The following is a 25,608-nucleotide window of genomic DNA, read 5'->3' as shown; positions in this document are numbered from 1 at the left end:
TTGTTGTATGCTTCAGGGGCTTCACAAATTGAAGCCTGTTGAATACGTAATAGTCGACGAGTAGTTGGCTTAATGATTAAAAAGTGGGGAACAATGAGTAACAACTACTTAGCATTTCCGGAAATAGATCCTGTTATGTTCTCGATTGGGCCAGTATCGTTACACTGGTATGGCTTTATGTACCTTGTTGGCTTTGTTTTTGCCCTTTGGCTAGCAGGGCGTCGCGCTGCAAAACCCAATAGTGGCTGGACAAAAAACGAAGTAGAAAACTTGCTGTATGTTGGCTTTGTTGGCGTATTTGTCGGTGGTCGGTTAGGTTACGTTTTCTTTTATAATCTCCCTGTTTTTCTTGATGATCCTTTATATCTATTTAAGGTTTGGGATGGTGGCATGTCCTTCCATGGCGGCCTAATCGGTGTGATATGTGCCATGATGTGGTTTGCTCACCGTACTCGCCGTCGTTTCCTGCAAGTATCTGACTTTGTTGCACCATTGATCCCATTTGGCTTAGGCATGGGCCGTATTGGGAACTTTATTAATGGGGAGCTATGGGGACGAGTAACACTCGATACGCCATGGGCATTTTTATTCCCACATTCACGCAGTGAAGATATTCAACTTGCCGCACAGGACCCTTCGTTATTACCCATATTAGAGCAGTATGGTGTGCTACCAAGACACCCATCACAGCTTTATGAAATGTTCTTAGAGGGAATTGTTCTGTTCCTTATTTTGAACTTATTTGTGCGTAAACCTCGTCCAATGGGGAGTGTTTCTGGGTTATTCTTGATTGGTTATGGTGCATTTAGGATTATTGTTGAATTCTTTAGGCAACCAGACGCACAGCTTGGTTTATTTGGTGGTATTAGTATGGGACAAATTCTATCAATTCCGATGATTATTATTGGAGTTCTGATGATTGTTTGGGCTTACAAATATGGCAAAAATGTGCCAGCCCATAAGCCACTAAAAGAGCCTAAAAAGAGTTAATAAGTACAATTATTGGGGCTAACTTAGTCTGTTGAATATAACTATTTTGTAAATAAAGCAATGAAGTACAACAAGACAAAGGTTAGCCACTTAAGTTATTTTTTTAAAAGAGAGTCTCTATGAAGCCGTATCTTGATTTATGCCAACGTATTATTGATGAAGGGCAATGGGTTGAGAATAAACGAACAGGTGTTCGTTGTTTAACCGTTATTAACGCTGACCTTGAATATGATGTGGGCAATAATCAATTCCCCTTGATTACGACTCGTAAAAGCTTTTATAAAGCGGCGATAGCTGAGCTTCTTGGTTATCTACGTGGATACGACAATGCGGCTCAATTTCGTGAAATTGGTTGTAATACATGGAATGCCAATGCAAATGAGAACCAAGCATGGCTGAATAACCCTTATCGCAAAGGTGAGGATGATATGGGCCGCGTATATGGTGTTCAAGGGCGCTCATGGCAACGCCCAGATGGAACACATTTAGATCAGCTGAAAAAAGTCGTCAATAACTTAAAAAATGGAATTGATGACCGCGCAGAAATTATCACTTTCTATAACCCTGGTGAATTTGAAATGGGTTGCTTGCGTCCCTGCATGCATACTCATACTTTTTCATTGTTAGGTGATACCTTACATTTAACATCTTACCAACGTAGCTGTGATGTACCGCTCGGTTTAAATTTCAACCAAGTACAATGTTTTGTTTTGCTCGCTCTTATGGCTCGTATTACAGGGCATAAAGCAGGTAAGGCTTACCATAAAATTGTGAATGCACATATTTATGAAAACCAACTGACTTTAATGCGTGATGTCCAACTAAAACGTGAGCCGTTTGCTTCCCCTTCATTGTTTATTAACCCCAAAATTCAGACATTAGAAGACCTCGAAACATGGGTGACTTCGGATGATTTTACTCTCGAAGGGTACCAGTGCCATGAGGCTATCAAATATCCGTTTACTGTTTGATTAGCGAATAAATTGTTTACTAAGATGGTTTTATCGAAAAGCCATCTTAGTATTGTGTTTTTACATTTCATCAACCTCCCTCCTTTATCTATCCCATCTTTCTTAATGAATTTTATCTTGGTTCATAATTAATTTACTTTCTTGCATTTATTTTGAATTAACTATTTCTTTGCGAAGCAGCTCGCAAATTGACTTGTATTGTTATGCATTTATTTATTTTGTTGCGAAGCGTTATGCAGTTTGTAATGACAAACCTCGCTAGACAGATTTTTTTTGGCAATCTCTGTCTTGCATATAAAAAGTGGGGTCACAACAAAATGAAAGTTGAATTAAATACAACGCAGCGTGGTTTCACCTTAATTGAGATTATGATTGTTTTATTTATTTGTTCTTTTGTTATTTTTTCTGGTTTATATCAATGGCAACAGCAAGTAGAAAGGCAGCGGTTAATCGATGCGGCTAGGCAAGTATCTGAGTTTATTTATAGCCAAATGACAGAAGGTGTCTATTTAAATAGGTATCAAATATTATCCGTTAAGGCTGGTAGAAATGATTGGCAGCTTGATGTTAAAGATGCGAACAGCAAGCAAGAGGTTGGTAAGTTAACAGCAAAAGGCACCAAGGAATAGAACTTAGTAAAGCAAGCCGTACTTCAATTCAGCTATATGGTAAGCAGGGAACGATCCGTGCTTTTAGTATAGAGCTAAAAAATCAGAATCAGCAAATCACAATTTATATTTCTTCATTAGGCCGTATTAGAAGCTGTAGTCATAAAAAAATGACAGGGGTACCTAAATGTTGAACCCCTTAAATAACGATAAATTAAAAAAACAGCAGGGATTTACACTTATTGAAATATTAATGGCAATGGCTATCAGTAGCATTGTTTGTGTATCAGCGATGAGTGCTATTCCTACATTATTTAAACAAACCTATCGAACTTACATTCAATACCAAATAGATAAGGATATAAGGCAAACATTGATAAATATGGAAAAAGATTTTAGAAGGATAGGTTACTGTAGTAGCCTAAATTGTGGTGAAGAACCTTTAAAAATCACATCAAAATTTTTAAGCAAAGGGAATAACTCGTGCATTATTTTTGCTTATGACCAAGATTTATCGGGTAAGTGGGAAGATATTAAATCCAAATCTAAAGATTCTGATTATTTTGGTTATCGGTTAAATAATGAAAAATTAGAGTCCAATCGAAATGTCCGAAATTGTGATGGGACTCGTTGGCAATCATTATTTGATGAGAAGTTAATCAAAGTTAAAAAATTAGCATTTGATTGGCGGGAAAATACCCAATTACTTGAAATGGAAATAAGCCTTAAAACAGAGTTATTACCTAATCAAACATTTAATTACCGAATAGCGGTCTTAGTTAGAAATCTATGAAGAATATAGAGCAACAACAGGGAAACGTTTCTCTACTTATGGTTATTATTTTTATCACAATAGGCACATTATTGATTAAATCGGTGCATTTTTTCCAAGAACGAGCTCGGGATGAGTTGCATAAGGAAATTAAATATTTCGATGCTTTTAATAAAGCAGAGTCAGCTCTTGCTTGGGGGGGAACATTACATTGGGATAGTCAATATAGAGGATTAAAGCGTTGGGTTTGCCAGAAAGAGGAAAATCAACAATGGAAAAGTTGCTTAAAACATTACAAAGGGGCGGATTTCGTGCTGTCGGGGCAAAGTCATTATCGCTTAGGGAATGATATTAAAGTTTATCGATGGGTAGTATGGGATGCAAATAAGCAACAGTTTTTCTCTCGTAAAAAAGGGTGGTTAGATTATTGCCCAGTGATAAAAAAAGGATTTTGCTAATGAAAACAAAGCAGCAAGGATTTGCATTAGTAGAGGCAATGATTGGCGTGGTTATTTTTGCTATTTCACTGGTAGCTTTGGTAAACTATTCGCAATATATCATATTGAATTTTAATAAATTGTATATGAATTCTTCGGCCATTAGAGTGTTACATAGTACATTAGAGAAAAGCTCAATGTTAGGGGAACCAATATCAGAGGAGAAAAATTCTTCCATAGATCCAAATTTGCGTTACCCTGAGTGGAAAATACAAACAACTCGCTTACCGCGAGCCGATAACTGTACTGAGTTAATGGTATCGTTAACGATAAAAAAACAGCCATTTTCATTAAGCCGTTGGTATTGCTCAACAGGAGAGTACTATGTTCCAAGTGTATCATTCTAATCAATTAGATTTATTAAAAGATCTAATGACTCATTTAATGAAAAATGAACCACTTTCTCACCCTTTTGAGCAAGAAATAATTTTAGTACAAAGCCCTGGAATGTCACAATGGCTGCAAATCGAACTTGCTAAGCAGTTTGGTATTGCTGCAAATATTAGCTATCCCTTACCAGCAACGTTCATTTGGGACATGTTTAGGCGAGTCTTACCGGATATTCCAAAAGAAAGCGCTTATACCAAGCAAGCTATGACATGGAAACTAATGACAATATTGCCAACTGTCATTAATGAGGAAGAATTTGAACCTTTAAAGCATTATCTTCAAGAAGATACAGATAAACGTAAACTTCATCAGCTTGCTGGTAGGATTGCTGATTTATTTGACCAATATTTGGTTTATCGCCCACAATGGGTTGGAGTATGGCAAAAAAATGAACTAATAGAGGGGCTAAGTGAAAATCAACTATGGCAAAAACGTCTATGGCAGTGCCTTGTTGAATATTCAAATGAACTAAAACAGCCACCTTGGCATCGAGCTAATTTATATCAACATTTTATTGATACATTATCATTGAACCCTGATTTAGGAAAATTGCTGCCAAAGCGTATTTTTATTTGCGGTATCTCATCTCTTCCACCTGTTTATCTACAAGCTATCAATGCAATAGCAGAACATACAGATGTTCATTTAATGTTCACTAACCCATGTCGCTATTATTGGGGGGACATTCAAAGTGCGTCGTTTTTAGCTAGGTTGCAGCAAAGGAAACTTCGTCATTATCTTGATAAACATGAAATTTCACGCTTTAAACTCGAAGAGCATATTCCTAATTTATTTAATGAAAATGGCGAACAGGATATCGCAAATCCACTACTCGCCTCGTGGGGAAGGTTAGGTAGAGACAACCTATACTTTATTTCTCAAATCGATAATGCGAATGAAATTTCGGCCTATGTTGATACTGAACGAGCCAATTTATTAGAGAATGTTCAGCAGGATATTTTAGATCTCGAAAACTATGCTCAATTAGGGACAACATTAGAAAATTATGAAACGAGTATTGGTAAACGACCAATCAATGAGCTAGATGATTCGATAACATTCCATTTATGTCATAGTGCACAGCGGGAAGTTGAAGTATTACAAGATCATTTGCTTTCTCTCTTTGAGCAAGATTCATCGCTAACACCGCGTGATGTGATAGTCATGGTGGCCGATATTGACAGCTATGCACCCTATATTCAGGCTGTTTTTGGTAATACGGCATCAACTCGTTATATCCCATTTTCAATTTCAGATAGAAAAGCACTGCAAGCTCACCCAATTTTACAAGCATTTATTATGCTACTCGACTTACCTCAGAGTCGTTTTTCAACGGAGCAAGTTCTTAGCCTACTTGAAGTTTCTGCTTTTTCTCAACGTTTTGGTATTGATGAAAGCGAGTTAAGTTTATTACGCCGCTGGGTTAATGAATCAGGGATCCGCTGGGGGCTTGATGACGATAATGTACGTTCTTTTGCTTTACCAGTGATAGGGCAAAATACATGGGAATTTGGCTTAAGTAGAATGTTGCTTGGCTATGCAATGGATAGCAGAAATGGCCCGTGGAATGGTATTTTACCTTATGATGAGTGCAGTGGCTTAGCCGCCCAGCTTGCCGGGAAATTAGCGCTATTAATTAATACACTAAGAGAATGGCGCTCTTTATTAGCACAAGAACGCCTACTTGAAGAGTGGAAAGAACTTTGTCAGCAACTACTTGATAGCTACTTTATGGTTGATGGGGAAACTGAACTTGTTCTCGCACTATTAACAGAACAGTGGCATCAAATCATTGATAATGCGATAATTTCAGGATATGAAGAACAAGTTCCATTGCGTTTAATTCGTGATGAACTTTCAGTTCGCTTTGATGATGAAAAAATTAGTCAACGTTTCTTGGCTGGAGCCGTTAATTTTTGCACTCTGATGCCAATGCGTTCAGTACCATTTAAAGTTGTCTGCTTACTGGGTATGAATGATGGTGCTTATCCACGAAATATACCACCATTAGGATTTGACTTGATGGCGGAAAAACCTGTTCGTGGAGACCGAAAACGCCGGGACGATGATAGATACCTATTTTTAGAAGCATTAAATTCAGCATCTAAACAACTTTATGTTAGTTATATTGGGCTTTCTATTCGTGATAATCAGCCTTGTAATCCATCGGTATTAGTTACTGAATTAATTGATTATATTTGCCAAAGCTTTTGTTTAGTTGGTGATGAAACTTTGACTATTGATGAAAGCGCTAAACGATTAAGTGAGCATCTGGTCATCCAGCATAATAGAGTCCCATTCGCAAAAGAAAATTTCTTGCCTGAAACGCCTTATCAGAGTTTTGCGAGTGAGTGGTTACCTGCCGCAAAAACAACAAATAAAGTTGATGAACCATTTTGTTCAATACTTGAAACTCGAGAGCCCATTACTGAAATTTCTTTAGAACAATTATTACGATTTTATCGTCACCCTATCAGGGCATTTTTTCAACAGCGTTTGAAAGTCCATTTTTCTATTGAAGAAACCGAACTGCCAGAAGAAGAGCCATTTAACTTAGGTAGATTACAACGATATAAAATTAATGATCAAATTTTAGATTTACTTGTCAAAGATAAGAACATTGAGCCTTTTTATTCTGCTTTAAAAGCATCGGGTCAGCTGCCTGCTAGGCAATTTGGTCAACTTTTTTGGGAACAGCAGTTGAACGAGATATCGCCATTAGCTGAAAAAGTTAAAGAATATGATATGCAGCTATTTGATTATCCATTAGATTTTCAGTTAAATGGGATAAAAATTACTGGTTTACTGAAAAATATTCATGAAACAGGAATGGTACGATATCGCCCGGCTTACTTAACTGCTAATGATGGGGTACAGCTATGGGTGGAACATTTGCTATTTAACTCGCAAATTGGTGAAGGGGAAAGCCTTGCACTAGGAAGAGATAATAGTATTTGGCAGTTTGCTGCTATTAGCAAAGAAGATGCATTGGTTTATCTACAAGATTTAGTCGTAGGATATTGTGAAGGGTTTAATTCCCCGTTAATTCTTCTTTCTCAAAGTGGTTGGAGTTGGGTTAAAGCTTGCTTTGATAAAAAGACAAAACAGTACGATTTTTCGAGTGAAGAAATTCAACAAAAAGCATTATCTGCTTTGCTCCAAAGCTTACAAGGAAGTCAGATGCAAAAAGGTGAGATGGAAGACGATTATGTGTCAAGAACTTGTAGAAGCATTGATGATGCGATGATTAAATCTTTGTTATCAAACACTCAACGGTTTTTATTACCGATGACAAAATACTTGAAATGACAGGAGAGCAACAAAGGATGCAATATTTATCCAAAAATATCGCTCATCTATTTTTATTACTGATAATTTTTTTCGGTGGTCAAGCAATAGCAGCGCAACCACTTTGGCAAGTTTTGCCTGAAACAGTAAATAAAAGTGAAAGAGACCCTAGGGAATATAAAGCCATCAAACTTAGTAATGATATGACGGTTTTATTGGTATCAGATGCCAAAGCAACAAAATCATTGGCTGCGGTATCGATACCTGTTGGTAGTATTGAAAACCCAAATAGCCAATTAGGGCTGGCTCATTATTTAGAGCATATGGTTTTAATGGGTTCCAAAAAGTACCCAGAGCCAAGTAGTTTCTCTGAATTTTTGCAAAAACACGGTGGTAGCCATAATGCAAGTACCGCTTCTCATCGTACTGCTTATTACTTTGAAGTTGAAAATGGTGCATTAAAAGAAGCGACGGATAGGCTTGCAGATGCATTAGCTGAGCCACTTTTAGACCCGATTAATGCAGACAGAGAACGTAATGCAGTTAATGCAGAACTTACAATGGCACGTTCTCGTGACGGGATGCGTATATGGCAAGTACGTTCTGAAACATTGAACCCATTACACCCGAACTCACGTTTTTCGGGGGGGAATTTAGAGACTCTGAAAGATAAACCTAATAGCAAACTACAAGATGAGCTTGTGGGTTTTTATAAGCAGTATTATTCTGCAAACCTAATGAATGCAGTGCTTTACGGCGACCAATCTATCGAATCATTAGCGAATATTGCACAGGAAACATTTGGGCGTATACCTAATTTTAACGCAAGTGTTCCCGCTGTTAATATCCCAGCAGTAACGGATAATGAAAAAGGCATTATTATTCATTATGTGCCAGCTCAACCGCAAAAAGCCATACAAATTGAATTCAGTATTAAAAATAATATGGCAGATTTTCGTAGTAAAAGTGACAACTATATTAGTTACTTAATTGGTAATAGAAGCCCCGGAACATTGGCTGATTGGTTAATATCGCAAGGGCTTGCTGAAGGTATCAGTGCCTCTGCCACTCCAAATTTAGATAGAAACTATGGTTCATTCTCTATTTATGTGACATTGACTGATAAAGGGTTACAAAAAAGAGACGAAATTATTGCAGCTATCTTTTCTTATCTTGAGTTAATTAAAAATGATGGGGTCAATAAAAGTTACTTTGATGAAATAGCAAAAGTTCTTAATTTATCATTCCGTTATGGTTCAATTGTCAGGGATATGAACTACATTGAATGGCTATCAGACCAAATGATTGATGTTCCTGTTAATCATGTTCTTGATTCAGATTACATTGCAGATAAGTATGAGCCTGAAGCGATTAAACAGCGTTTATCAGAGCTCACCGCGCAAGAGGCGAGGATTTGGTTTATTAGTCCAAATGAACCGAATAACAAAAAAGCCTATTTTGTCGATGCACCGTATCAGGTCAATAAAATCACAGCAAAACAATTTAAAACCTGGGCAAGTTTAGAATCTAAAATGAATTTTAAATTGCCTGCTTTAAACCCTTATATTGCTGATAATTTATCACTAATTAAAACTGATAAGGCTTATAAACACCCCGAATTCATCTATCAAGATGGCAATACACGAGTGTTATATATGCCAAGTCAATATTTTGCAGATGAGCCAAAGGCGAGTATCACTTTATCATTACGTTCTAACCAAGGTGATAAAGATGCTAAGCAACAAGTAACGGGCTCTTTATTACAATATATCGCTTCATTGAAAATGGATGAACTGCAATATCAGGCATCTGTAGCTGGTATGTCTGTCTCTGTTTCTCAGGGAATTGGTCTGCAATTAAATGCCAGTGGTTACACCCAACATTTACCTGAACTCTTTTTATCCATGACGAAGCTATACCTGAATTTTGAGCCAACGGAACAAGAATTAGCTCAAGCAAAATCTTGGTATAAAGAGCAAATTGAAGTTGCTAATAATGCGAAAGCTTATGAACTAGCCATGCAGCCGCTTCAGCGTATTAATAGTGTACCTTATTTTGAGCAAGAACAGCGTTTAGCCGAGCTAGATAAAATTTCATTGCAAGACATCACTAATTACCGTGAAATGATAGTTAAGAGTGCAGCATTACAAGCGCTGGTCTTTGGTAATATGACTGAGTCGCAAAGCATTAAAACTATTAAAGATGCACAGCAATTATTAAAGAGCGAAGGTACCAATTGGTGGCGTGGTGATATTGTAGTTATCGACAAAAATTACCTAGCAGATTTTCATAAACAGGGGAATAGCTCAGATAATGCACTTGCTGAAATCTTTATTCCAGACGGTTATAGCCGCATTGATGGCGCAGTATTATCAGGTATTCTTTCTAAGGTAATTCAGCCTTGGTTTTATGACCAATTAAGAACCAATGAGCAACTGGGTTACGCAGTATTTGCTTTTAAAGCAGGGCTGGGGGATCAGTGGGGAATGGGCTTTTTAATTCAAAGTAATGCCAAAACACCGAGTTACTTGAATACTCGTTACCAACAATTCTATCTTCAAGCATTAGAGAAACTGAAAAAGCTGCCGATAGATGAATTTAATCAATATAAACAATCCATTATCACGGAGATGAATCAACCACCTCAAACGTTCTATGAGGAAGTAGGCCGTTATTCATCTGATTTTTCTAGAAATATTTTCAGTTTTGATACTCGTGAAAAAGTTATTGCAACTTTAGGGACAGCAACGAAAGAACAAGTCATTGAGTATTATGAAAATGCAGTTATAAAGCACAAGGGGTTAGCAGTAAGCTCCCAAGTTATAGGCCAAGGAGTTGATACTAAAGTAGGGTATGCTCATCTGAAAGATTGGGTGCTTTACCCAACAGCTTCTCAGTTGCAAAAGATTTTACCAATAAAGGAAGATGCTGAGTGAATAAAGTGCAGGTAGAGTCCCAATTACTGAATGTTTTTTCCTTACCTCTGCGTGGGCAGCGGTTAATTGAAGCATCTGCAGGAACGGGTAAAACATATACAATTGGTATACTTTATCTGCGGCTTTTATTAGGTCTGGGAGGCGTTAATGCGTTTCCTAGGCCGTTAAGTGTTGAAGAAATTTTAGTTGTAACATTTACTGAGGCTGCGACGAATGAGTTACGGGGACGTATTCGTCAACGTATTCATGATATGCGCTTAGTTTGCTTAAGAAATGGCGTTGGTTTCGAGTCGCAACCTGAGTATCTTGAATTATTAGCTGAGCTTTCGGGGGAATCCCAAAGAAAATTCGCTGCGCAATGGTTGCAGGCAGCGGAAAGGCAAATGGATGAAGCCGCCATATATACTATCCATGGTTTTTGCCAAAGAATGCTAGTTCATAATGCATTTGAGTCGGGAGTATTGTTCGAACAAACAATGATTCAAGATGAATTTCCGATTCAAAAACAAGCTTGTGCAGACTTTTGGCGCCGCCATTTTTATCCTCTGAATTACTCCATGACGAAAGTCATTCAGTCACTGTGGGCTAGTCCTGAAGCATTACTTTCGGAGATTAAACCTTTCTTGCAGGGTGACATTCCTTTAATTATTAACCAACCGAAACAAGTAGAAACTCTAGAAGAACGGCATCAGCGGCTAATCTTGTTAATTGAGTCAGTTAAAACGGCCTGGTTAGAAAACTCAGCGGATTTTGAGAAGCTTATCGCTGATTCAGATGTGGATAAACGAAGTTATAGTACTCGTTTTCTACCTACATGGCTGATAAAAATAGGCGAATGGGCTCAAGAAAAAACAGAAGATTATCAGCTTCCTAAAGATCTTGAACGTTTCTCACAAACGGTATTACATAAAAAATCAAAAAGTGGCTTAGGGCCAGAACATATTGTTTTCCAAAGTATAGATGAGCTACTTTCTCAATCATTAACTCTAAAAGATCTGGTTATTCCACTGGCCATTTCAGAGGTGAGGGAAGCGATTACTAATGAAAAACATAATCGTGGTGAAATGGGGTTTGATGATTTATTGACCCGTTTAGACGGTGCTCTTGCTCAAGAAAGTGGGAAATTTTTAGCTCAAGCTATTAGTCAACGCTTTCCTGTTGCGATGATAGATGAGTTTCAAGATACAGATGCACAGCAATACCGTATTTTTCAAAGAATTTATCGGGAAGTTAATGACAGCGCATTACTTTTCATCGGCGACCCTAAACAAGCTATATATGCTTTTCGGGGCGCAGATATTTTCACCTATATCGAAGCAAAAAATGAAGTTAGTGCTCACTACACATTAGAGACTAACTATCGTTCATCGCAAAATATGGTTGAAGCTATTAATCACTTATTTGGCCACTGTCAGTCACCATTTATTTTTGAGCAAATTCCTTTTCAACCCGTTAATTTCGCTAAGCAAAATAGCGGTAAAAAACTTATTCATGATGGCGAAGTGGTCAAAGCACTTACATTTTGGCAAGTGGAAGCAGAAGGTGTCTCAGTTGCTGAATATGAACAGGCAACAGCTTCACAATGTGCAGCGCAAATCGCACAATATTTACAAGGCGGGTTTCAGGGTAGTAGCTATTTTGACAATAAAGGAGCACATACTCCTGTAGAAGCTTCTGATATTACTGTGTTGGTTCGTAGCCGACGTGAAGCTGTATTGATTCGTGATGCTTTAAATCGGTTAAATATCCCTTCTGTGTTTCAATCTAATCGGGAAAGTGTATTTTCAACACCAGAAGCGAGAGATTTACTGTGGTTACTACAGGCAGTTTTAACACCAGAAAAAGAACGTGTTTTACGCAGTGCATTGGCGACAGGAATATTGGGTTTAACCGCTAAACAAATTGATGACCTAAACCATGATGAAAAATCGTGGGAAAAAATTGTAGATGAATTTGCTCGTTATGGCATGGTGTGGCAAAAACGAGGCGTGCTCCCCATGCTTAGAATGGTCATGGCGCAGAGGCAAATTGCAGAAACGTTGTTATCAGGTGCTGATGGAGAGCGTCGCTTAATGGATGTGATGCATATTGGTGAGCTGTTACAAGAAATGTCATTACAGCTTGAAGGTGAGCACACACTAACACGTTGGCTAGCGCAACAAATTGCCCATCCTGATCATCAATCTGACGTACAACAAATGCGTCTTGAAAGTGATAAACATTTGGTGCAGATCAGTACCATACATAAATCTAAGGGCCTTGAATATAAGATTGTTTGGTTGCCTTTTGCGAGCAATTTTCTACCCCAATCTAAAGGTTTATATCACGATAGAACGGATTATGCAGTACGGCTAGATTTAAACGATAGTGAAGAAAATGTTGCTCTAGCTGATGAAGAGCGTCTAGCAGAAGACCTACGCTTATTATATGTAGCACTCACAAGGGCTATCTATCACTGTAGTGTCGGTATTGCACCATTAATTAAAGGTAACAGAAAAAAAAGTGGTGAAACCGATTTACACTTATCTGCGCTGGGTTACGTCATCCAAAAAGGGCAAGCAGGAGATAGCCTACTACTGAATGATATGCTGGCTGAAATTAGCAATGACGTTATTGATGTTGCAGTGATTAATCAGCCTAAGTCGGAACGCGTATTGTTAGAACAAAATGATAGCGTAAACTTATCGGCAAGAGCAGTGACTCGTCATTTTAATGACCATTGGCGTGTTACCAGCTATTCTGGGTTAAGTTACGGTTCAAGCCATACTGAATCAGAAGAATCAGTTTCAGCATTGCAATTTGCTAATTCATTAGCCCCTAATATGGATATTGAGGCTAGTGTTGATGTGGAGCAACAGGATGACGAGTCTCTTATCCTAACTCCTCATCAATTTCCTAAAGGTGCATCACCGGGAACATTTTTGCATACCTTGATGGAGGAGATTGATTTTAGTGGGCATGTTTCTCAAGAATGGTTGTCTGAAAAACTTGAATCTTCAGGGTTTGACATACAGTGGGCGCCGATGCTGCAAGAATGGCTGAATGCAATTGTACAGGCACCACTATCAGAAGACGGGTTATGTTTATCTGCATTACAGGCTCAAGACCAATTGGATGAAATGCAGTTTTATCTCCCTATTGATTCCCTATTGAGTGCCAGTCATTTAGATAAGATAACGCACCAATATGACCCATTATCACAACGTTGTCCTCCGCTAAATTTTGAGAGAGTTCAAGGTATTTTAAAGGGGTTTATTGACCTCACCTTTTACTGGAAAGGCAAATTTTATCTTCTTGATTATAAATCAAATTATTTAGGGAAAGATGCCAGTTTTTATACCCAAGAAGCCATGGCTGAAGCGATGATAGACCACCGCTATGATTTGCAATATCAACTATATTCGTTAGCGTTACATCGTTACCTCAAGCAAAGAATGCCTAATTATGATTATGAAACTCATTTTGGTGGCGTTTATTATTTATTTTTACGAGGCATAGATAATATTCACTCAAGTAACGGCATTTTCTTTTATCGCCCTATAGAGCCTTTTATTGAAGCGTTAGATAGCTTATTTAAAAATGTTCAGCAAGGGGAAGCAACTTAATGAAATCCCTATTTAATCAAGCTATTGAGAAGCATATCTTTACACCTCTAGATGTGCAATTTGCTTACAGCATTTCTGATGATAAGTGTCCTATAGTACTTATGATTGCAGCACTCCTTAGCGCAGAAACTATGGCTGGGCACGTTTGCCTAGCACTGGCGGATGTTGACCCCGACAAATTGTTTGCGGGAAGGCACCCAGAGTTAGCAACTGCGTTTTGGCAAAAAATGGGAGAGCCGAGTGAGCAAGAGCTCTATCAAACGCTCAGACAAGCAAATGCAGTGTCATTATCAACAGAAAACAAAATCTCTCCTTTGGTGCTTTCAGGGGAATATCTATATTTTCAACGGATGTGGCAATATGAGCAGTATGTTGCGAAATTTTTCTCTAATACATTAATAGATAAGCAAAATAATGTTCAAATTAAGAATGTACTAGACAGCTTATTTCCCATTACTGATGATATAGATTGGCAAAAAGTTGCAGCAGCAGTTGCTGTAACGAGTAAGGTGTCAATTATATCAGGGGGGCCAGGAACAGGAAAAACCACAACAGTTGCACGTATCCTTGCTGCATTAATTAAACTTGAAACTAAGTATCACCATAAAATTAGAATAGAGTTGGCGGCTCCAACCGGTAAGGCTGCAGCTAGGTTGACGGAGTCCCTCGGAGAGGCGATGAAAAAAATGCCTTTAACCGATGAAGAACGTGCTGTTTTGCCTAATCATGCAAAAACATTGCACCGTTTACTAGGGGCTCAACCTGAGAGCCAGCAGTTTCGCTATAACCGAGATAATCGTTTATCTCTTGATGTATTGATTATTGATGAAGCCTCAATGGTAGATTTACCCATGATGAGCAAATTACTTGAGTCATTACCTGAAAATGCAAAGTTAATATTTCTAGGTGATAAAGACCAATTAGCCTCAGTCGAGGCAGGTGCAGTATTAGGGGATATTTGTCAGTTTGCTGATAACGGTTATAGTGCAGAAAGAGCGTCTCAACTTTTGGAGTTAACAGGGCATTCTGTTGAATCTTATGCATCACCAAACGGCCCAGTTATTCGTGATAGCCTATGTTTACTGCGTAAAAGCTACCGTTTTTCGGCAGATTCAGGGATTGGCCAACTCGCTTTTGCTGTAAATGAAGGTAATGTTTCTAGAGTTCAACAGTTACTAAATCAGCAGCGGCCAGATGTACATAATTATATTCAAGAAACCGCAGATGATTACGCGAAAATTTTATTAGATGCCGCTGAAAATTATAAGGAATATCTACTAGCGGTTAAAAATAAAGAAGATCCTGAGCAAGTTTTGAAAAAATTTAACCAATATCGGGTACTAACAGCTCTGCGAGAAGGCCCTTTTGGCGTCATTGGCCTTAACGATAAATTGGAAAAATTATTTCATAGGCAAGGGATAATAAACCGTCCATATAATTTATTGAATAAACACTATGCAGGCCGGCCAATTATGATTAGCCGTAATGACAGTCCATTAGGACTCTTTAATGGGGATATAGGCATCATTTTACCGGATGAAGAAAATGCACTGAGAGCCTATTTTCAATTTCCAGATGGGACTATTCGTGGGGTACAACCTAACCGACTTCCACAACATGAAACAGCTTATGCAATGACCGTTCATAAATCACAAGGTTCGGAGTTTGCTCATACCGCATTAGTTTTACCAAATGTATATTCTCCCGTAATGACCCGTGAGCTTGTGTATACGGCGATAACTCGAGCTAAAAAAGAGCTATCTCTTTATGGCAGCCCAAAGGTATTACGTCGAGCAGTTGAAACACCAACCAAGCGGCGAAGTGGTTTAGCGACCCAATTAATGTGACTAGTTTATATGTAAGTTACGTGAATATTTAACCCAAAAGTAAAGGTAATGAGATGGATAACCAGCAAGCAATGACGGCAATTACAGTAACATTAAATGCAAGACTTGAACCGATTAGGCGTGGTGATTTAGAAGATGCATTTAATGAAGTCATGAAAAGCATGGGTAAAAATATCCATGTTACAGGTGGTGGAACATTATTAAGTGATAATGGCGAAGCGCAAGAATGCGATATAGAAATAGCACTTGAAGAAGCTAGTGACGAAAATATCAGTTTAATTATTCAACTTTTTTCTTCAATGTTAGCTCCAAAGGGCTCTCGTTTATTCATTCATGGCGAAGATGTTCGAATCGATTTTGGCTCAGATGAAGGTATGGCTATTTATTTCAACGGGACAGAGCTCGCTGATGACGTTTATGAAAATGGGGATATCAATGAAGTATTCGATACTCTAGATGAAGCAGTGGAAGATATTGGGAGTATTCATGGGGTCTGGGATGGCCCGACAGAAACGGCATTTTATTTTTATGGTACTTCTTTCGCTGAGATGAAAGCTGCAATACAACCGCATTTAGACTCCATTCCTTTGTGTGAGAAAGCAAGGGTTATTCAGATAGCTTAGTGGCTATTCATTTGTGTTAAAGCCATAGCCCAAACTATGCATCCTTGTATAGTTTGGGGTTAAAGTAATTGACTAAATAGCAATCATTTTGAATATTCTAATATTTACTTATCAGCTTGGTTTTTTAAATCTAAAATCAATATCTTAGAGCGGCGCTGGTAGTTATATAAAGCCTGTTTTTTCATTGGTAACATCTCAATCTCCGCGGGGGTAAAACCACGCTCTTGAAACCAATGGATGCTACGAGTTGTTAGTACAAATAGCTTGTCTAAACCAAATTGTTTTGCTTGTACGGCAATACGGTGCAGTAACTCCTCTCCCCTAGATGAACTACGGTAATCAGGATGAACAGCGACACATGCCATTTCACCTAATTTTTCTTCTGGGTAAGGGTAAAGCGCCGCGCAAGCGATGACTAAGTTATCACGTTCAATAATGGTAAATTTATCAATTTCCATTTCTAATTGCTCACGTGAACGTCTAACTAAAATCCCTTGCTGCTCTAATGGGCGAATAAGTTCTAATATTCCACCAATATCATTAATGTTTGCACGGCGGATTTGTTCCGCGCTTTCCATGACTATTTGGGTACCAATACCATCGCGAGAGAATAATTCTTGAATTAAAGAACCATTTTCTTGGTAGCTCAATAGGTGGCTACGGCGGACACCCCGGCGACAAGCTTTTGCGGCTCCACGTAGAAAACGCACGGTTCCTGAGTAGTAATCGCCCTCAGATTCCAGCTCTTGAATACGGTTTTCTGCTTCATTTGGGAATAATTCAGACAAAATATTGCCTTCTTTATCTACTACACCTTGTGAGGAGCAAAAACCGATCAGTTTTTCCGCTTTCATTTTTACTGCTAATTGAGTTGCAATTTCTTCAGAGGTCAGATTAAAACTTTCTCCTGTGACAGAGACTGCAACTGGCCCAATCAACACAATGGAACCATTATCTAACTGATTATTAATGGCTTCTTCATTAATACGGCGGATTCTTCCGCTGTGGCAATAATCAATGCCATCATCAACCCCTAGAGGTTGAGCAATAACGAAATTACCACTAACCACATTAATATGTGCGCCTTGAAGCGGGGTATTACCTAAGCTCATAGATAACCGAGCCGTGATATCTAATTGTAAAGCTCCAGAAGCTTGTTTTACATATTCAAGTGTATTCGCATCTGTTACACGAGTATGTTTATGATAAACCGCATCATATTTGTGTTCAGCTAAGATATCCTCAATTTGAGGCCTAGCACCATAAACGACAATAATTCGGATGCCTAAACTATGCAATAATCCTATGTCATTGACAATGCTAGGAAAATTTTCATGCGCAATCGCTTCACCACCAAGCATAATAATGAATGTTTTGCCGCGGTGGGCGTTTATATAAGGGACCGAATGGCGAAACTCATCAACCAACTCGGTGCTGCGCTCTTTCATAACAACCCTCTTAATTGAATTTTTATTCGTTAATAATGTATTTTTATTCTTTTTGTTGGGAAATATCAAGTAAAAGATGGGATAAAAAAAGTAACATTTTTATTTTTATCGTTTACATATCTCTAAATTTAACTAGATATACTCTACGAAAATTAAATTGCATAAAATTGACACAGAAAGTCACTCACAAATATTTTCTCTCGGTATGATTAGGTTATACTCATTAATGTAACTCTATAGATGCTTTGATATATTCTTAATGACAGAGTGCAAATGATTAGTTAGAGTGCGTATTTCAAGTCTAATTATTAGCAATTATCCTAAAATCACTTTATTTTTCAGTTCTAGGTTCGGAATTATTGATGAGTCACCAAGATCACAACCCATCGAAGCGTCGTTTTATTCAGGGCGCAGCTGCAGTTATGTTACTGAGCATTAGCCCATTCGGTTTTTCTGCGAGTAGCAGCGTGGTGGCTGTGCGCATTTGGCCTGCATCCAGCTATACCCGGGTAACATTGGAATCTAGTACTCCATTGAAGTACCGCCAGTTTGTGCTTAATAACCCTGAGCGTATTGTGGTCGATCTTGAAGGGGTGCAGTTAAATAATGTATTAAAGGATATGGGAACCCAAATTCAAACACGTGATCCTTACCTTAAACTGGTTAGAGTTGGGCAATTTGATCCGAAAACGGTTCGCTTGGTATTTGAAGTTAAAAATAAAGTTAGTCCTCAATTCTTCTCGATGGCCCCTGTTGCGGAATTTAAGCACCGCTTAGTTCTTGATTTTTATCCAGGTAAAGGTGTTGACACCAATGATGATCCTCTATTGGCATTACTTGAGGATTATAATAAAGGTGATCTTGAGGAAAGCATGCCTGCTCAAGCGAAGAAGCCTGGAAAAGCAGGAACGGATCGCCCCATTATTATTATGATCGACCCAGGGCATGGTGGTGAAGACCCTGGTGCGATAGGCAAATATAAGACACGTGAAAAAGATGTGGTTTTACAGATTGCACGGCGCTTAAAAGCTTTGATAGATAAAGACCCTAAAATGCGTTCCTATATGACTCGTAATGAAGATGTCTTTATTCCGTTAAAAGTCCGAGTGGCGAAAGCACGTAAAATGCAGGCTGATTTATTCGTTTCAATTCATGCAGATGCATTTACTAACCGTTCAGCCCGCGGTTCTTCTGTTTTTGCGCTATCAACGAAAGGTGCGACCAGTAATACGGCTCGCTACCTAGCACAAACACAAAACGAAGCGGACTTAGTGGGCGGTGTGAGTAAAAGTGGAGATGTGTATCTCGACCATACGATGTTTGATCTCGTGCAAACAGCGACGATTAACGACAGTTTGAAATTTGGTGATGAAGTACTAAAACGGATGGGAAAAGTTAACAAGTTGCATAAAAATAGAGTTGACCAAGCCGGGTTCGCGGTGTTGAAGGCTCCAGAGATCCCATCAATTCTCGTTGAAACGGCTTTTATTAGTAATTTAGAAGAAGAGCGGAAATTGAAAACAGCTAAATTCCAACAACAAATGGCAGAATCCATTTTTGAAGGGGTAAAAGCTTATTTCCGTAATGGCGGTGCATTAGCAATTCGCAACTAATTAATTTAAATCAGATTAAAATAAAGAAAGGTGATAAACGTGTGTGAGTCGCCTTTTTTTGTTTTTATCGATGGGTAAAAATAGAATTTATTATAGTGGTACTAAAAAGGTAATTGAATTAGAAAGGATATTTGAAAGAATTGGTTGCGGGGGCTGGATTTGAACCAACGACCTTCGGGTTATGAGCCCGACGAGCTACCATGCTGCTCCACCCCGCGACTGAAGAGGTAAAAAATTGGTTGCGGGAGCTGGATTTGAACCAACGACCTTCGGGTTATGAGCCCGACGAGCTACCATGCTGCTCCATCCCGCGACTGAATTTTTACGACTTTATACTGCAGATTTTTTGTTACTTTACTGATTTAATCAGTAATTGGTTGCGGGGGCTGGATTTGAACCAACGACCTTCGGGTTATGAGCCCGACGAGCTACCAAGCTGCTCCACCCCGCGTCCGATGCGGGCACTATACTCGGGATGAGATCTGATGCAAGTTTTTTCGTGTTTTTTTTTCAAAATTTAGCATTTACAGAACAAAATCTGTTCTGTCTGGCTGTTTTTTGCTCTTTAGTGAGTAGAGAGAGGAAAATAACCTAACTAAATATATTTACACGTTTCATTCCCTAATTGGGTTTGCTATTGTGCGCTTCATATTGGATTGTTGGATTTATTTGGGTGGTAGAGCATGAATATAGGGCTAACAAAAATCGTCAATAAACAAATAGTAAAAAAATGGTTAGTAACCAGCGTATTTCTTTCCTTATTAGCTGGATGCCAAACCCATCCAACGGATAAAGGCCAACAATATAAAGATGGTCGCTTAGTGCAAGATTTACAGAAAGTAAATCAAGTGAATGTACAGGGGCGACCAATAAATGCGCCAGATTTTAATCAACAAGTTAATGAAATTAAAAATGCATCACCGCGATTGTTTAAAAATAACAACGATACCTATCATGCTATAGAAAACTGGTTGATGGCGGGGGGGAACCCGGCTCAATTGGCAAATTTCAATTTAACCGCTTTCCAAATGGAAGGCGCTGATAATTATGGAAACGTACAATTTACAGGGTATTACACACCTGTGATCGAGGCGCGCCGTATGGCTCAAGGTGAATTTCGTTATCCGTTGTACGGTATGCCGCCAAAAGGAAAAACACGCTTACCTAGCCGAGCGGCAATTTATAATGGTGCCCTGAGTGATCATTTAATTTTAGCTTATAGTAATTCGCCGGTTGAAAATTTTATGATGGAAGTTCAGGGAAGTGGTTATGTTGATTTTGGGGATGGCAGTCCACTGAATTTCTTTGGTTATGCAGGTAAAAATGGTCACGCCTATAAAAGTATCGGAAAAGTGCTGGTAGACCGCGGTGAAGTTCCTCTGAGCCAAATGTCATTACAAGCTATCCATGATTGGACGAATCAGCATAGCGAGCAAGAAGTTCGCCAGCTATTAGAAGAAAATCTGTCATTTGTATTTTTTAAACCGCAATCATTTGTCCCCGTTAGAGGCGCAAGTGCGGTTCCTTTAATTGCTAAAGCATCTGTTGCATCAGATAAAACCCTCATTCCACCGGGAACAGCCTTACTCGCGGAGATCCCTGTGTTAGATAATAATGGGAAATTTACGGGGCAGTACGAAATGCGTATGATGGTAGCCTTGGATGTTGGTGGTGCGATTAAAGGGCATCATTTTGATATTTACCACGGTATAGGCCATGAAGCCGGAAAAATGGCCGGTTTTTATAACCATTACGGGCGAGTTTGGGTGCTGAAAAAAAGCCAGCCGCTATTTGGTTCAATGTAGTTACAGTTTTAACTGAGGTTGTTCGTTATTATGCAAGCTAAGCTTTCTGATGCTTGGATGCAGCGTTTTGCTGGGATCGGGCGTTTATATGGGCAACATGCTCTTCATCTTTTTGCACGTTCCCACATTTGTGTCATTGGCATTGGTGGGGTAGGCGTGTGGGCCGCGGAGGCGCTTGCTCGTTCAGGTATTGGGCATATCACATTAATTGATATGGATGATATTTGTGTGACTAATACCAATCGCCAATTACATGCCATCAAGTCGACAGTTGGGCAACCAAAAGTTGATGTGATGAAAAATCGTATTTTAGAAATTAACCCCGAATGTGTAGTGAATGTTATTGATGATTTTATTACTGTTGATAATGTCGCTCACTACCTTAGCACGGGGTTTGATTATGTCATTGATGCCATTGATAGTGTAAGGCCTAAAGCTGCGTTGTTAGCGTATTGTAGACGCTTTAAAATACCCATTATCACCACAGGTGGGGCTGGTGGACAAATCGACCCAACACAGATTCAAGTGACAGACCTAGCTAAAACGGTTCAAGACCCTTTAGCCGCTAAGTTGCGGGAACGCTTAAAATCCGATTTTAACGTTGTTAAAAATGGCAAAGGAAAGCTCGGGATTGACTGTGTTTTTTCTACTGAACAGCTTGTTTATCCGCAAAGTGATGGCACTGTGTGTGCGGCAAAAAGCACTGCGGATGGCTCTAAGCGTATGGACTGCGCTTCAGGCTTTGGTGCGGTGACTATGGTTACAGCCAGTTTTGGGTTTATTGCTGTCTCACATGCACTTAAAAAGATGATAGCAAAATCACAACGGGAAATGGAACAGCAGTAAAGTGAATGAGGCTATTGCGATAGATAGCCTCATTCAATGAATTACGCAGGTGTCATTTCATTGGCAATATTTTGAATTGCCGTAATGAGCGATTGAATACCATTTTGGCGGGATTCGCTGAGCTGGCTAGGTAAGCCGGTTTGAGCTAATAAGCTATTAAAATCAATTTCCATGATTTCTTTCGCTGTTTTTTGCTCTATTGCCGCTAACAAAATGGTAAATAACCCTTTCACCACTCGGCCTTCACTATCCCCATAAAAATGAAATGTTTCATCATCATTGAGAAGTGCTCCAATCCAAACTCGGTTTTCACAGCCTTTAACCTCTTGAGTTTGCAGCTTTTCATCATCAGACAGCGCCGGCAATTTTCTCGCAAATTGAATTAATAAACGGTATTTATCTTCCCATGCTTTATGTGTGGAAAACTGTTCAACTATTTCTTGAATTTTAATCTCTGTACCGAATGGGTGCGGAGCAAGTTCATGGTTAGTCGAAGTCATTAGGCTTCCTTTATTGATTTATTCATTGAGTATAGAAAGTGAAACGGTGACTGCATCGATAAATTTATCGACGTCTTCCCGGTTGTTGTACGGCATCATTGAGATACGCAAGCAGCCACTGATATTTAATGCATCCATTAATGGTTGGGTGCAATGTTGACCATAGCGTAATGCAATATTTTGTTCGGTCAAGAGGGCACCCAGATCACTATGGTGAATATCTTTGAAGTTAAATGATAGCAAAGGAGAATCAGGCACACTATAGCGAATAAAGCCGGGAAGTGCCGACAGTTTTTTAGTAGCATATTCGATTAGTGAGCAAGTATATGTTTCTGCTAGTGTTAAATTTATTCCTTCCAGCCACTCTAGGGTAGCAGAAAAGGCAATTACCCCTGCAATATTCGGTGTTCCTGCTTCGAATCGTTGTGGAATAGGTGCAAGAGTGAAATCGTCAAATGTGACGTGGGTCAACATTTTCCCTCCACCATGCCAAGGGGTCATTTGCTCTAAAAGTTCTGTTTTGGCGTAGCAAACTCCAAGCCCAGTTGGCCCATATAACTTATGTGCTGAAAATGCATAGAAATCAATATTCAGCTCACTGACATTAATCGGGCTATGAACGACACCTTGTGCGCCATCAACAACGACTAAAGCTCCTACTTGGTGAGCGAGCTGAGTCACCGTTTGTATATCGGGTTGATAGCCAGTTACATTGGACATTTGAGTGATAGCGATGACTTTCGTTTTTTCAGATAATTTAGATTGGAGTACATCAAGACTCAATGTCAGGTTCTTTTCAACCGGCCATTTTATAATTTTTGCGCCAGTTTGCTGTGAAAGCATAATCCAAGGTAATAAATTTGAATGATGTTCTATTTCACTGACAATAATTTCATCGTCAGGTTTTAATGTTGAGCGAAAATAACCTTGTGTAATTAAATTAATTGACTCAGTTGTTCCGCGTGTCCAAATAATATTTTTTTCACTGGAAGCATGAATATATTTTGCAGCACGGATTCGCCCCTGCTCATAATCACGTGTTAATTTCAATGATTCAGATGACTGCCCTCGATATACCGAACTGCCAGACAAGCGATAATAGTCATTAGATGCATTGATCATGGCGATAGGCTTTAATGCTGTTGCCGCACTATCAAAAAATAGTGTTGATGAGTCTATCGCTGGGAAGGTGAGGCGAAATGTGGTGGCGCTAAAATGATCCATGAGTATTTTCTTTTTAGTCAAAATTTCAATGTGTTTTGATTTTACTGAGTGCGGTATTAGTTGATTGTACATTTATTAGTACATTTATAGTTACTTTCTGATTAATTTAAACTTATCATTTTTTAATCTAGCCATTGAAATATTTTGTTACGTTTGGTATTAATTGTTAGCAATTCTTCTAGATGTGGTTTCAAGATGATTCAGTGTTTTGCGTTGCAATGCAATGCCTTTTGTTTATAAATTTATTTTTTTAAGTACTTAGTAAATAATTTTCAAGATTTATCTTAAATATCTTACTGAAAGTTTTTTCGGTACACTTACAATTATCTATAGTTATTTGTATTTATTAAGTTAAATTGCTTAAGTAAATACCGAAATAGCATTAAAAAAAGAGTAAAAAAAAGCACCGCGCGTTGGCGGTGCACTATATAAAATCACTATGGACAGACAGGGTAAATGTACAGGAAGTGAAAAAACAGTAGCTAAAGCTACAAAGGTCTGGTTCAACCAGACAACTTGCAAACACAACATCACAACCACAAAGCCAAAAGTTTCAAAGTAACTAAACTCTGTAACTTTTCGTTCCGGCTTAGGAAGTGTGCATACTATAGGTATTTACTAGCGTATCCTCAAGGGACAAATTATAATGCTTCGGATGAAAAAAACTAATGCATAACAAGATGCCAAGTAGAAGTGATTATGTCTAAAAGATTACCGCCCCTAAATGCACTGAGAGTCTTTGATGCTGCTGCTCGTCATTTAAGTTTTACTAAGGCAGCAGAAGAATTATTTGTAACTCAAGCGGCCGTTAGCCACCAAATGAAAAGTTTGGAAGATTTCCTTGGGCTGAAATTATTCCGTCGGCGCAACCGATCATTGTTATTGACAGAAGAAGGTCAAAGTTATTACCTTGATATTAAAGAGATTTTCTCTTCTTTAAACGAGGCAACGCGTAAGTTACAAGCCAGAAGTGCAAAAGGAGCATTAACGGTTAGTTTATCCCCAAGTTTTGCGATTCAGTGGCTGGTGCCAAGGCTTTCAGGCTTTAACCAGGCCTATCCAGGAATTGATGTGCGGATCCAAGCTGTAGATAGAGAAGAAGATAAATTGGCAGATGACGTTGATGTCGCTATTTTCTACGGTAAAGGTAATTGGCCAGGGCTAAGAACAGATAGGCTTTATGCTGAATATTTAATGCCGGTATGTTCACCATCTTTATTAACTGGAGATAGCCAACTAAAAATTCCTGAAGATTTAGCAAAACATACGTTACTTCACGATTCTTCACGAAGAGACTGGCAAGCATATGTTAAGCAACTAGAGTTACAAAATGTCGTTAATGTACAGCAAGGTCCCATTTTTAGTCATAGTGCGATGGTTATTCAAGCTGCTGTTCATGGTCAGGGAGTTGCACTGACGAATAATGTTATGGCTAAAAATGAAATTGACGCAGGGCGCTTAGTTTGTCCCTTTAGTGAGGTGTTAGTTAGTAAAAATGCATTCTACTTAGTTTGCCAAGAAAATCAGGCAGATTTAGGCAAAATAGCTGCATTTCGCCAATGGATTCTTGGGCAGGCGGCAAGTGAACAAGAAAAATTAGGTTTTATTACGGGTGACCAAGATGTGGCGCTTATTCAGTAATCAA

The 25,608-nt window shown here is 38.7% G+C and carries 18 protein-coding genes and 3 tRNA genes; 15 read left to right on the top strand and 6 right to left on the bottom strand.

Translation table 11 applies throughout. The features are described 5' to 3' along the window. Positions 1-93 precede the first annotated feature (93 nt). The 11 genes from lgt to M1F17_RS15690 all read left to right on the top strand — a co-directional run bounded on the left by lgt (position 94) and on the right by M1F17_RS15690 (position 16,527). Positions 94-990 (top strand): prolipoprotein diacylglyceryl transferase, encoded by an 897-nt coding sequence (gene lgt, locus M1F17_RS15740; RefSeq protein WP_112307518.1) that lies wholly within the window; start codon positions 94-96, stop codon positions 988-990. 119 nt (positions 991-1,109) lie between these two features. Beyond that, positions 1,110-1,961 (top strand): thymidylate synthase, encoded by an 852-nt coding sequence (locus M1F17_RS15735; RefSeq protein ID WP_164455932.1) that lies wholly within the window; start codon positions 1,110-1,112, stop codon positions 1,959-1,961. Between the two features lie 317 nt (positions 1,962-2,278). Further along, a complete protein-coding gene (locus tag M1F17_RS15730) occupies positions 2,279-2,590 on the top strand; it encodes a prepilin-type N-terminal cleavage/methylation domain-containing protein (protein ID WP_318837058.1) in 312 nt (103 codons plus the stop codon). A 166-nt stretch (positions 2,591-2,756) separates the two neighbouring features. Beyond that, positions 2,757-3,362, top strand: a complete 606-nt coding sequence (locus M1F17_RS15725; protein ID WP_094961115.1) for a prepilin peptidase-dependent protein — start codon at positions 2,757-2,759, stop codon at positions 3,360-3,362. Further along, positions 3,359-3,799: a DUF2509 family protein gene (locus M1F17_RS15720; RefSeq protein WP_094961116.1), complete on the top strand. Its 441-nt coding sequence runs from the start codon at positions 3,359-3,361 to the stop codon at positions 3,797-3,799. The genes M1F17_RS15725 and M1F17_RS15720 overlap by 4 nt, the downstream gene beginning before the upstream one ends. Next, positions 3,799-4,185, top strand: coding sequence for a prepilin-type N-terminal cleavage/methylation domain-containing protein (locus M1F17_RS15715; protein ID WP_164455926.1), 387 nt, complete (start codon positions 3,799-3,801; stop codon positions 4,183-4,185). The genes M1F17_RS15720 and M1F17_RS15715 overlap by 1 nt, the downstream gene beginning before the upstream one ends. Further along, a complete protein-coding gene (recC, locus tag M1F17_RS15710; RefSeq protein WP_164455924.1) occupies positions 4,163-7,537 on the top strand; it encodes an exodeoxyribonuclease V subunit gamma in 3,375 nt (1,124 codons plus the stop codon). The genes M1F17_RS15715 and recC overlap by 23 nt, the downstream gene beginning before the upstream one ends. A gap of 17 nt (positions 7,538-7,554) precedes the next feature. Then, complete coding sequence (gene ptrA / locus M1F17_RS15705) at positions 7,555-10,452, top strand: pitrilysin (protein WP_094961119.1); 2,898 nt, start codon at positions 7,555-7,557, stop codon at positions 10,450-10,452. Continuing rightward, entirely contained in the window at positions 10,449-14,057 is a 3,609-nt protein-coding gene (recB, locus tag M1F17_RS15700) for an exodeoxyribonuclease V subunit beta (RefSeq protein WP_318837057.1), read from the top strand. The genes ptrA and recB overlap by 4 nt, the downstream gene beginning before the upstream one ends. Beyond that, complete coding sequence (gene recD / locus M1F17_RS15695; RefSeq protein ID WP_144139801.1) at positions 14,057-15,904, top strand: exodeoxyribonuclease V subunit alpha; 1,848 nt, start codon at positions 14,057-14,059, stop codon at positions 15,902-15,904. The genes recB and recD overlap by 1 nt, the downstream gene beginning before the upstream one ends. A gap of 53 nt (positions 15,905-15,957) precedes the next feature. Further along, positions 15,958-16,527 (top strand): hypothetical protein, encoded by a 570-nt coding sequence (locus tag M1F17_RS15690; protein WP_094961122.1) that lies wholly within the window; start codon positions 15,958-15,960, stop codon positions 16,525-16,527. A gap of 104 nt (positions 16,528-16,631) precedes the next feature. On the opposite strand, the gene argA is transcribed toward M1F17_RS15690, so the two are convergent. Next, complete coding sequence (argA, locus tag M1F17_RS15685; protein WP_036957996.1) at positions 16,632-17,975, bottom strand: amino-acid N-acetyltransferase; 1,344 nt, start codon at positions 17,973-17,975, stop codon at positions 16,632-16,634. Positions 17,976-18,337: 362 nt separating this feature from the next. Here argA and amiC point away from each other — a divergent pair, with 362 nt between their 5' ends. After that, a complete protein-coding gene (gene amiC, locus M1F17_RS15680; RefSeq protein WP_004257585.1) occupies positions 18,338-19,588 on the top strand; it encodes an N-acetylmuramoyl-L-alanine amidase AmiC in 1,251 nt (416 codons plus the stop codon). Positions 19,589-19,729: 141 nt separating this feature from the next. Here the strand turns inward: amiC and M1F17_RS15675 are convergent. From M1F17_RS15675 to M1F17_RS15665, 3 genes are all read right to left on the bottom strand, one after another. Next, positions 19,730-19,806, bottom strand: a tRNA-Met gene (locus M1F17_RS15675). 18 nt (positions 19,807-19,824) lie between these two features. Then, positions 19,825-19,901, bottom strand: a tRNA-Met gene (locus M1F17_RS15670). Between the two features lie 61 nt (positions 19,902-19,962). After that, positions 19,963-20,039 (bottom strand) — tRNA-Met (locus M1F17_RS15665). 232 nt (positions 20,040-20,271) lie between these two features. Here M1F17_RS15665 and mltA point away from each other — a divergent pair. After that, positions 20,272-21,393 (top strand): murein transglycosylase A, encoded by a 1,122-nt coding sequence (mltA, locus tag M1F17_RS15660; RefSeq protein WP_318837056.1) that lies wholly within the window; start codon positions 20,272-20,274, stop codon positions 21,391-21,393. A gap of 30 nt (positions 21,394-21,423) precedes the next feature. Then, a complete protein-coding gene (gene tcdA, locus M1F17_RS15655; protein ID WP_004257579.1) occupies positions 21,424-22,239 on the top strand; it encodes a tRNA cyclic N6-threonylcarbamoyladenosine(37) synthase TcdA in 816 nt (271 codons plus the stop codon). 41 nt (positions 22,240-22,280) lie between these two features. Here the strand turns inward: tcdA and csdE are convergent, their stop codons facing one another. Next, a complete protein-coding gene (gene csdE, locus M1F17_RS15650; RefSeq protein WP_094961126.1) occupies positions 22,281-22,739 on the bottom strand; it encodes a cysteine desulfurase sulfur acceptor subunit CsdE in 459 nt (152 codons plus the stop codon). Positions 22,740-22,757: 18 nt separating this feature from the next. Beyond that, the gene (csdA, locus tag M1F17_RS15645; protein ID WP_036957995.1) at positions 22,758-23,963 is read right to left on the bottom strand and encodes a cysteine desulfurase CsdA; all 1,206 of its coding nucleotides are present in this window, start codon (positions 23,961-23,963) and stop codon (positions 22,758-22,760) included. Positions 23,964-24,662: 699 nt separating this feature from the next. On the opposite strand from csdA, the gene M1F17_RS15640 reads away from it, so the two are divergent. Next, positions 24,663-25,604, top strand: a complete 942-nt coding sequence (locus M1F17_RS15640; protein WP_004257564.1) for a transcriptional regulator GcvA — start codon at positions 24,663-24,665, stop codon at positions 25,602-25,604. Positions 25,605-25,608: the final 4 nt, after the last annotated feature.

The sequence above is a fragment of the Providencia sp. PROV073 genome, assembly GCF_033688125.1.
Taxonomy (GTDB): domain Bacteria; phylum Pseudomonadota; class Gammaproteobacteria; order Enterobacterales; family Enterobacteriaceae; genus Providencia; species Providencia hangzhouensis.
Note: the sequence above shows the minus strand (reverse complement) of the source record. Positions and strands in the feature narration are given on the sequence as shown.

Coding starts and splice junctions, on each gene's coding strand:
- lgt (WP_112307518.1), top strand. CDS start 94: ATGAGTAACAACTACTTAGCATTTCCGGAAATAGATCCTGTTATGTTC.
- M1F17_RS15735 (WP_164455932.1), top strand. CDS start 1,110: ATGAAGCCGTATCTTGATTTATGCCAACGTATTATTGATGAAGGGCAA.
- M1F17_RS15730 (WP_318837058.1), top strand. CDS start 2,279: ATGAAAGTTGAATTAAATACAACGCAGCGTGGTTTCACCTTAATTGAG.
- M1F17_RS15725 (WP_094961115.1), top strand. CDS start 2,757: ATGTTGAACCCCTTAAATAACGATAAATTAAAAAAACAGCAGGGATTT.
- M1F17_RS15720 (WP_094961116.1), top strand. CDS start 3,359: ATGAAGAATATAGAGCAACAACAGGGAAACGTTTCTCTACTTATGGTT.
- M1F17_RS15715 (WP_164455926.1), top strand. CDS start 3,799: ATGAAAACAAAGCAGCAAGGATTTGCATTAGTAGAGGCAATGATTGGC.
- recC (WP_164455924.1), top strand. CDS start 4,163: ATGTTCCAAGTGTATCATTCTAATCAATTAGATTTATTAAAAGATCTA.
- ptrA (WP_094961119.1), top strand. CDS start 7,555: ATGCAATATTTATCCAAAAATATCGCTCATCTATTTTTATTACTGATA.
- recD (WP_144139801.1), top strand. CDS start 14,057: ATGAAATCCCTATTTAATCAAGCTATTGAGAAGCATATCTTTACACCT.
- M1F17_RS15690 (WP_094961122.1), top strand. CDS start 15,958: ATGGATAACCAGCAAGCAATGACGGCAATTACAGTAACATTAAATGCA.
- argA (WP_036957996.1), bottom strand. CDS start 17,975: ATGAAAGAGCGCAGCACCGAGTTGGTTGATGAGTTTCGCCATTCGGTC.
- amiC (WP_004257585.1), top strand. CDS start 18,338: ATGAGTCACCAAGATCACAACCCATCGAAGCGTCGTTTTATTCAGGGC.
- mltA (WP_318837056.1), top strand. CDS start 20,272: ATGAATATAGGGCTAACAAAAATCGTCAATAAACAAATAGTAAAAAAA.
- tcdA (WP_004257579.1), top strand. CDS start 21,424: ATGCAAGCTAAGCTTTCTGATGCTTGGATGCAGCGTTTTGCTGGGATC.
- csdE (WP_094961126.1), bottom strand. CDS start 22,739: ATGACTTCGACTAACCATGAACTTGCTCCGCACCCATTCGGTACAGAG.
- csdA (WP_036957995.1), bottom strand. CDS start 23,963: ATGGATCATTTTAGCGCCACCACATTTCGCCTCACCTTCCCAGCGATA.
- M1F17_RS15640 (WP_004257564.1), top strand. CDS start 24,663: ATGTCTAAAAGATTACCGCCCCTAAATGCACTGAGAGTCTTTGATGCT.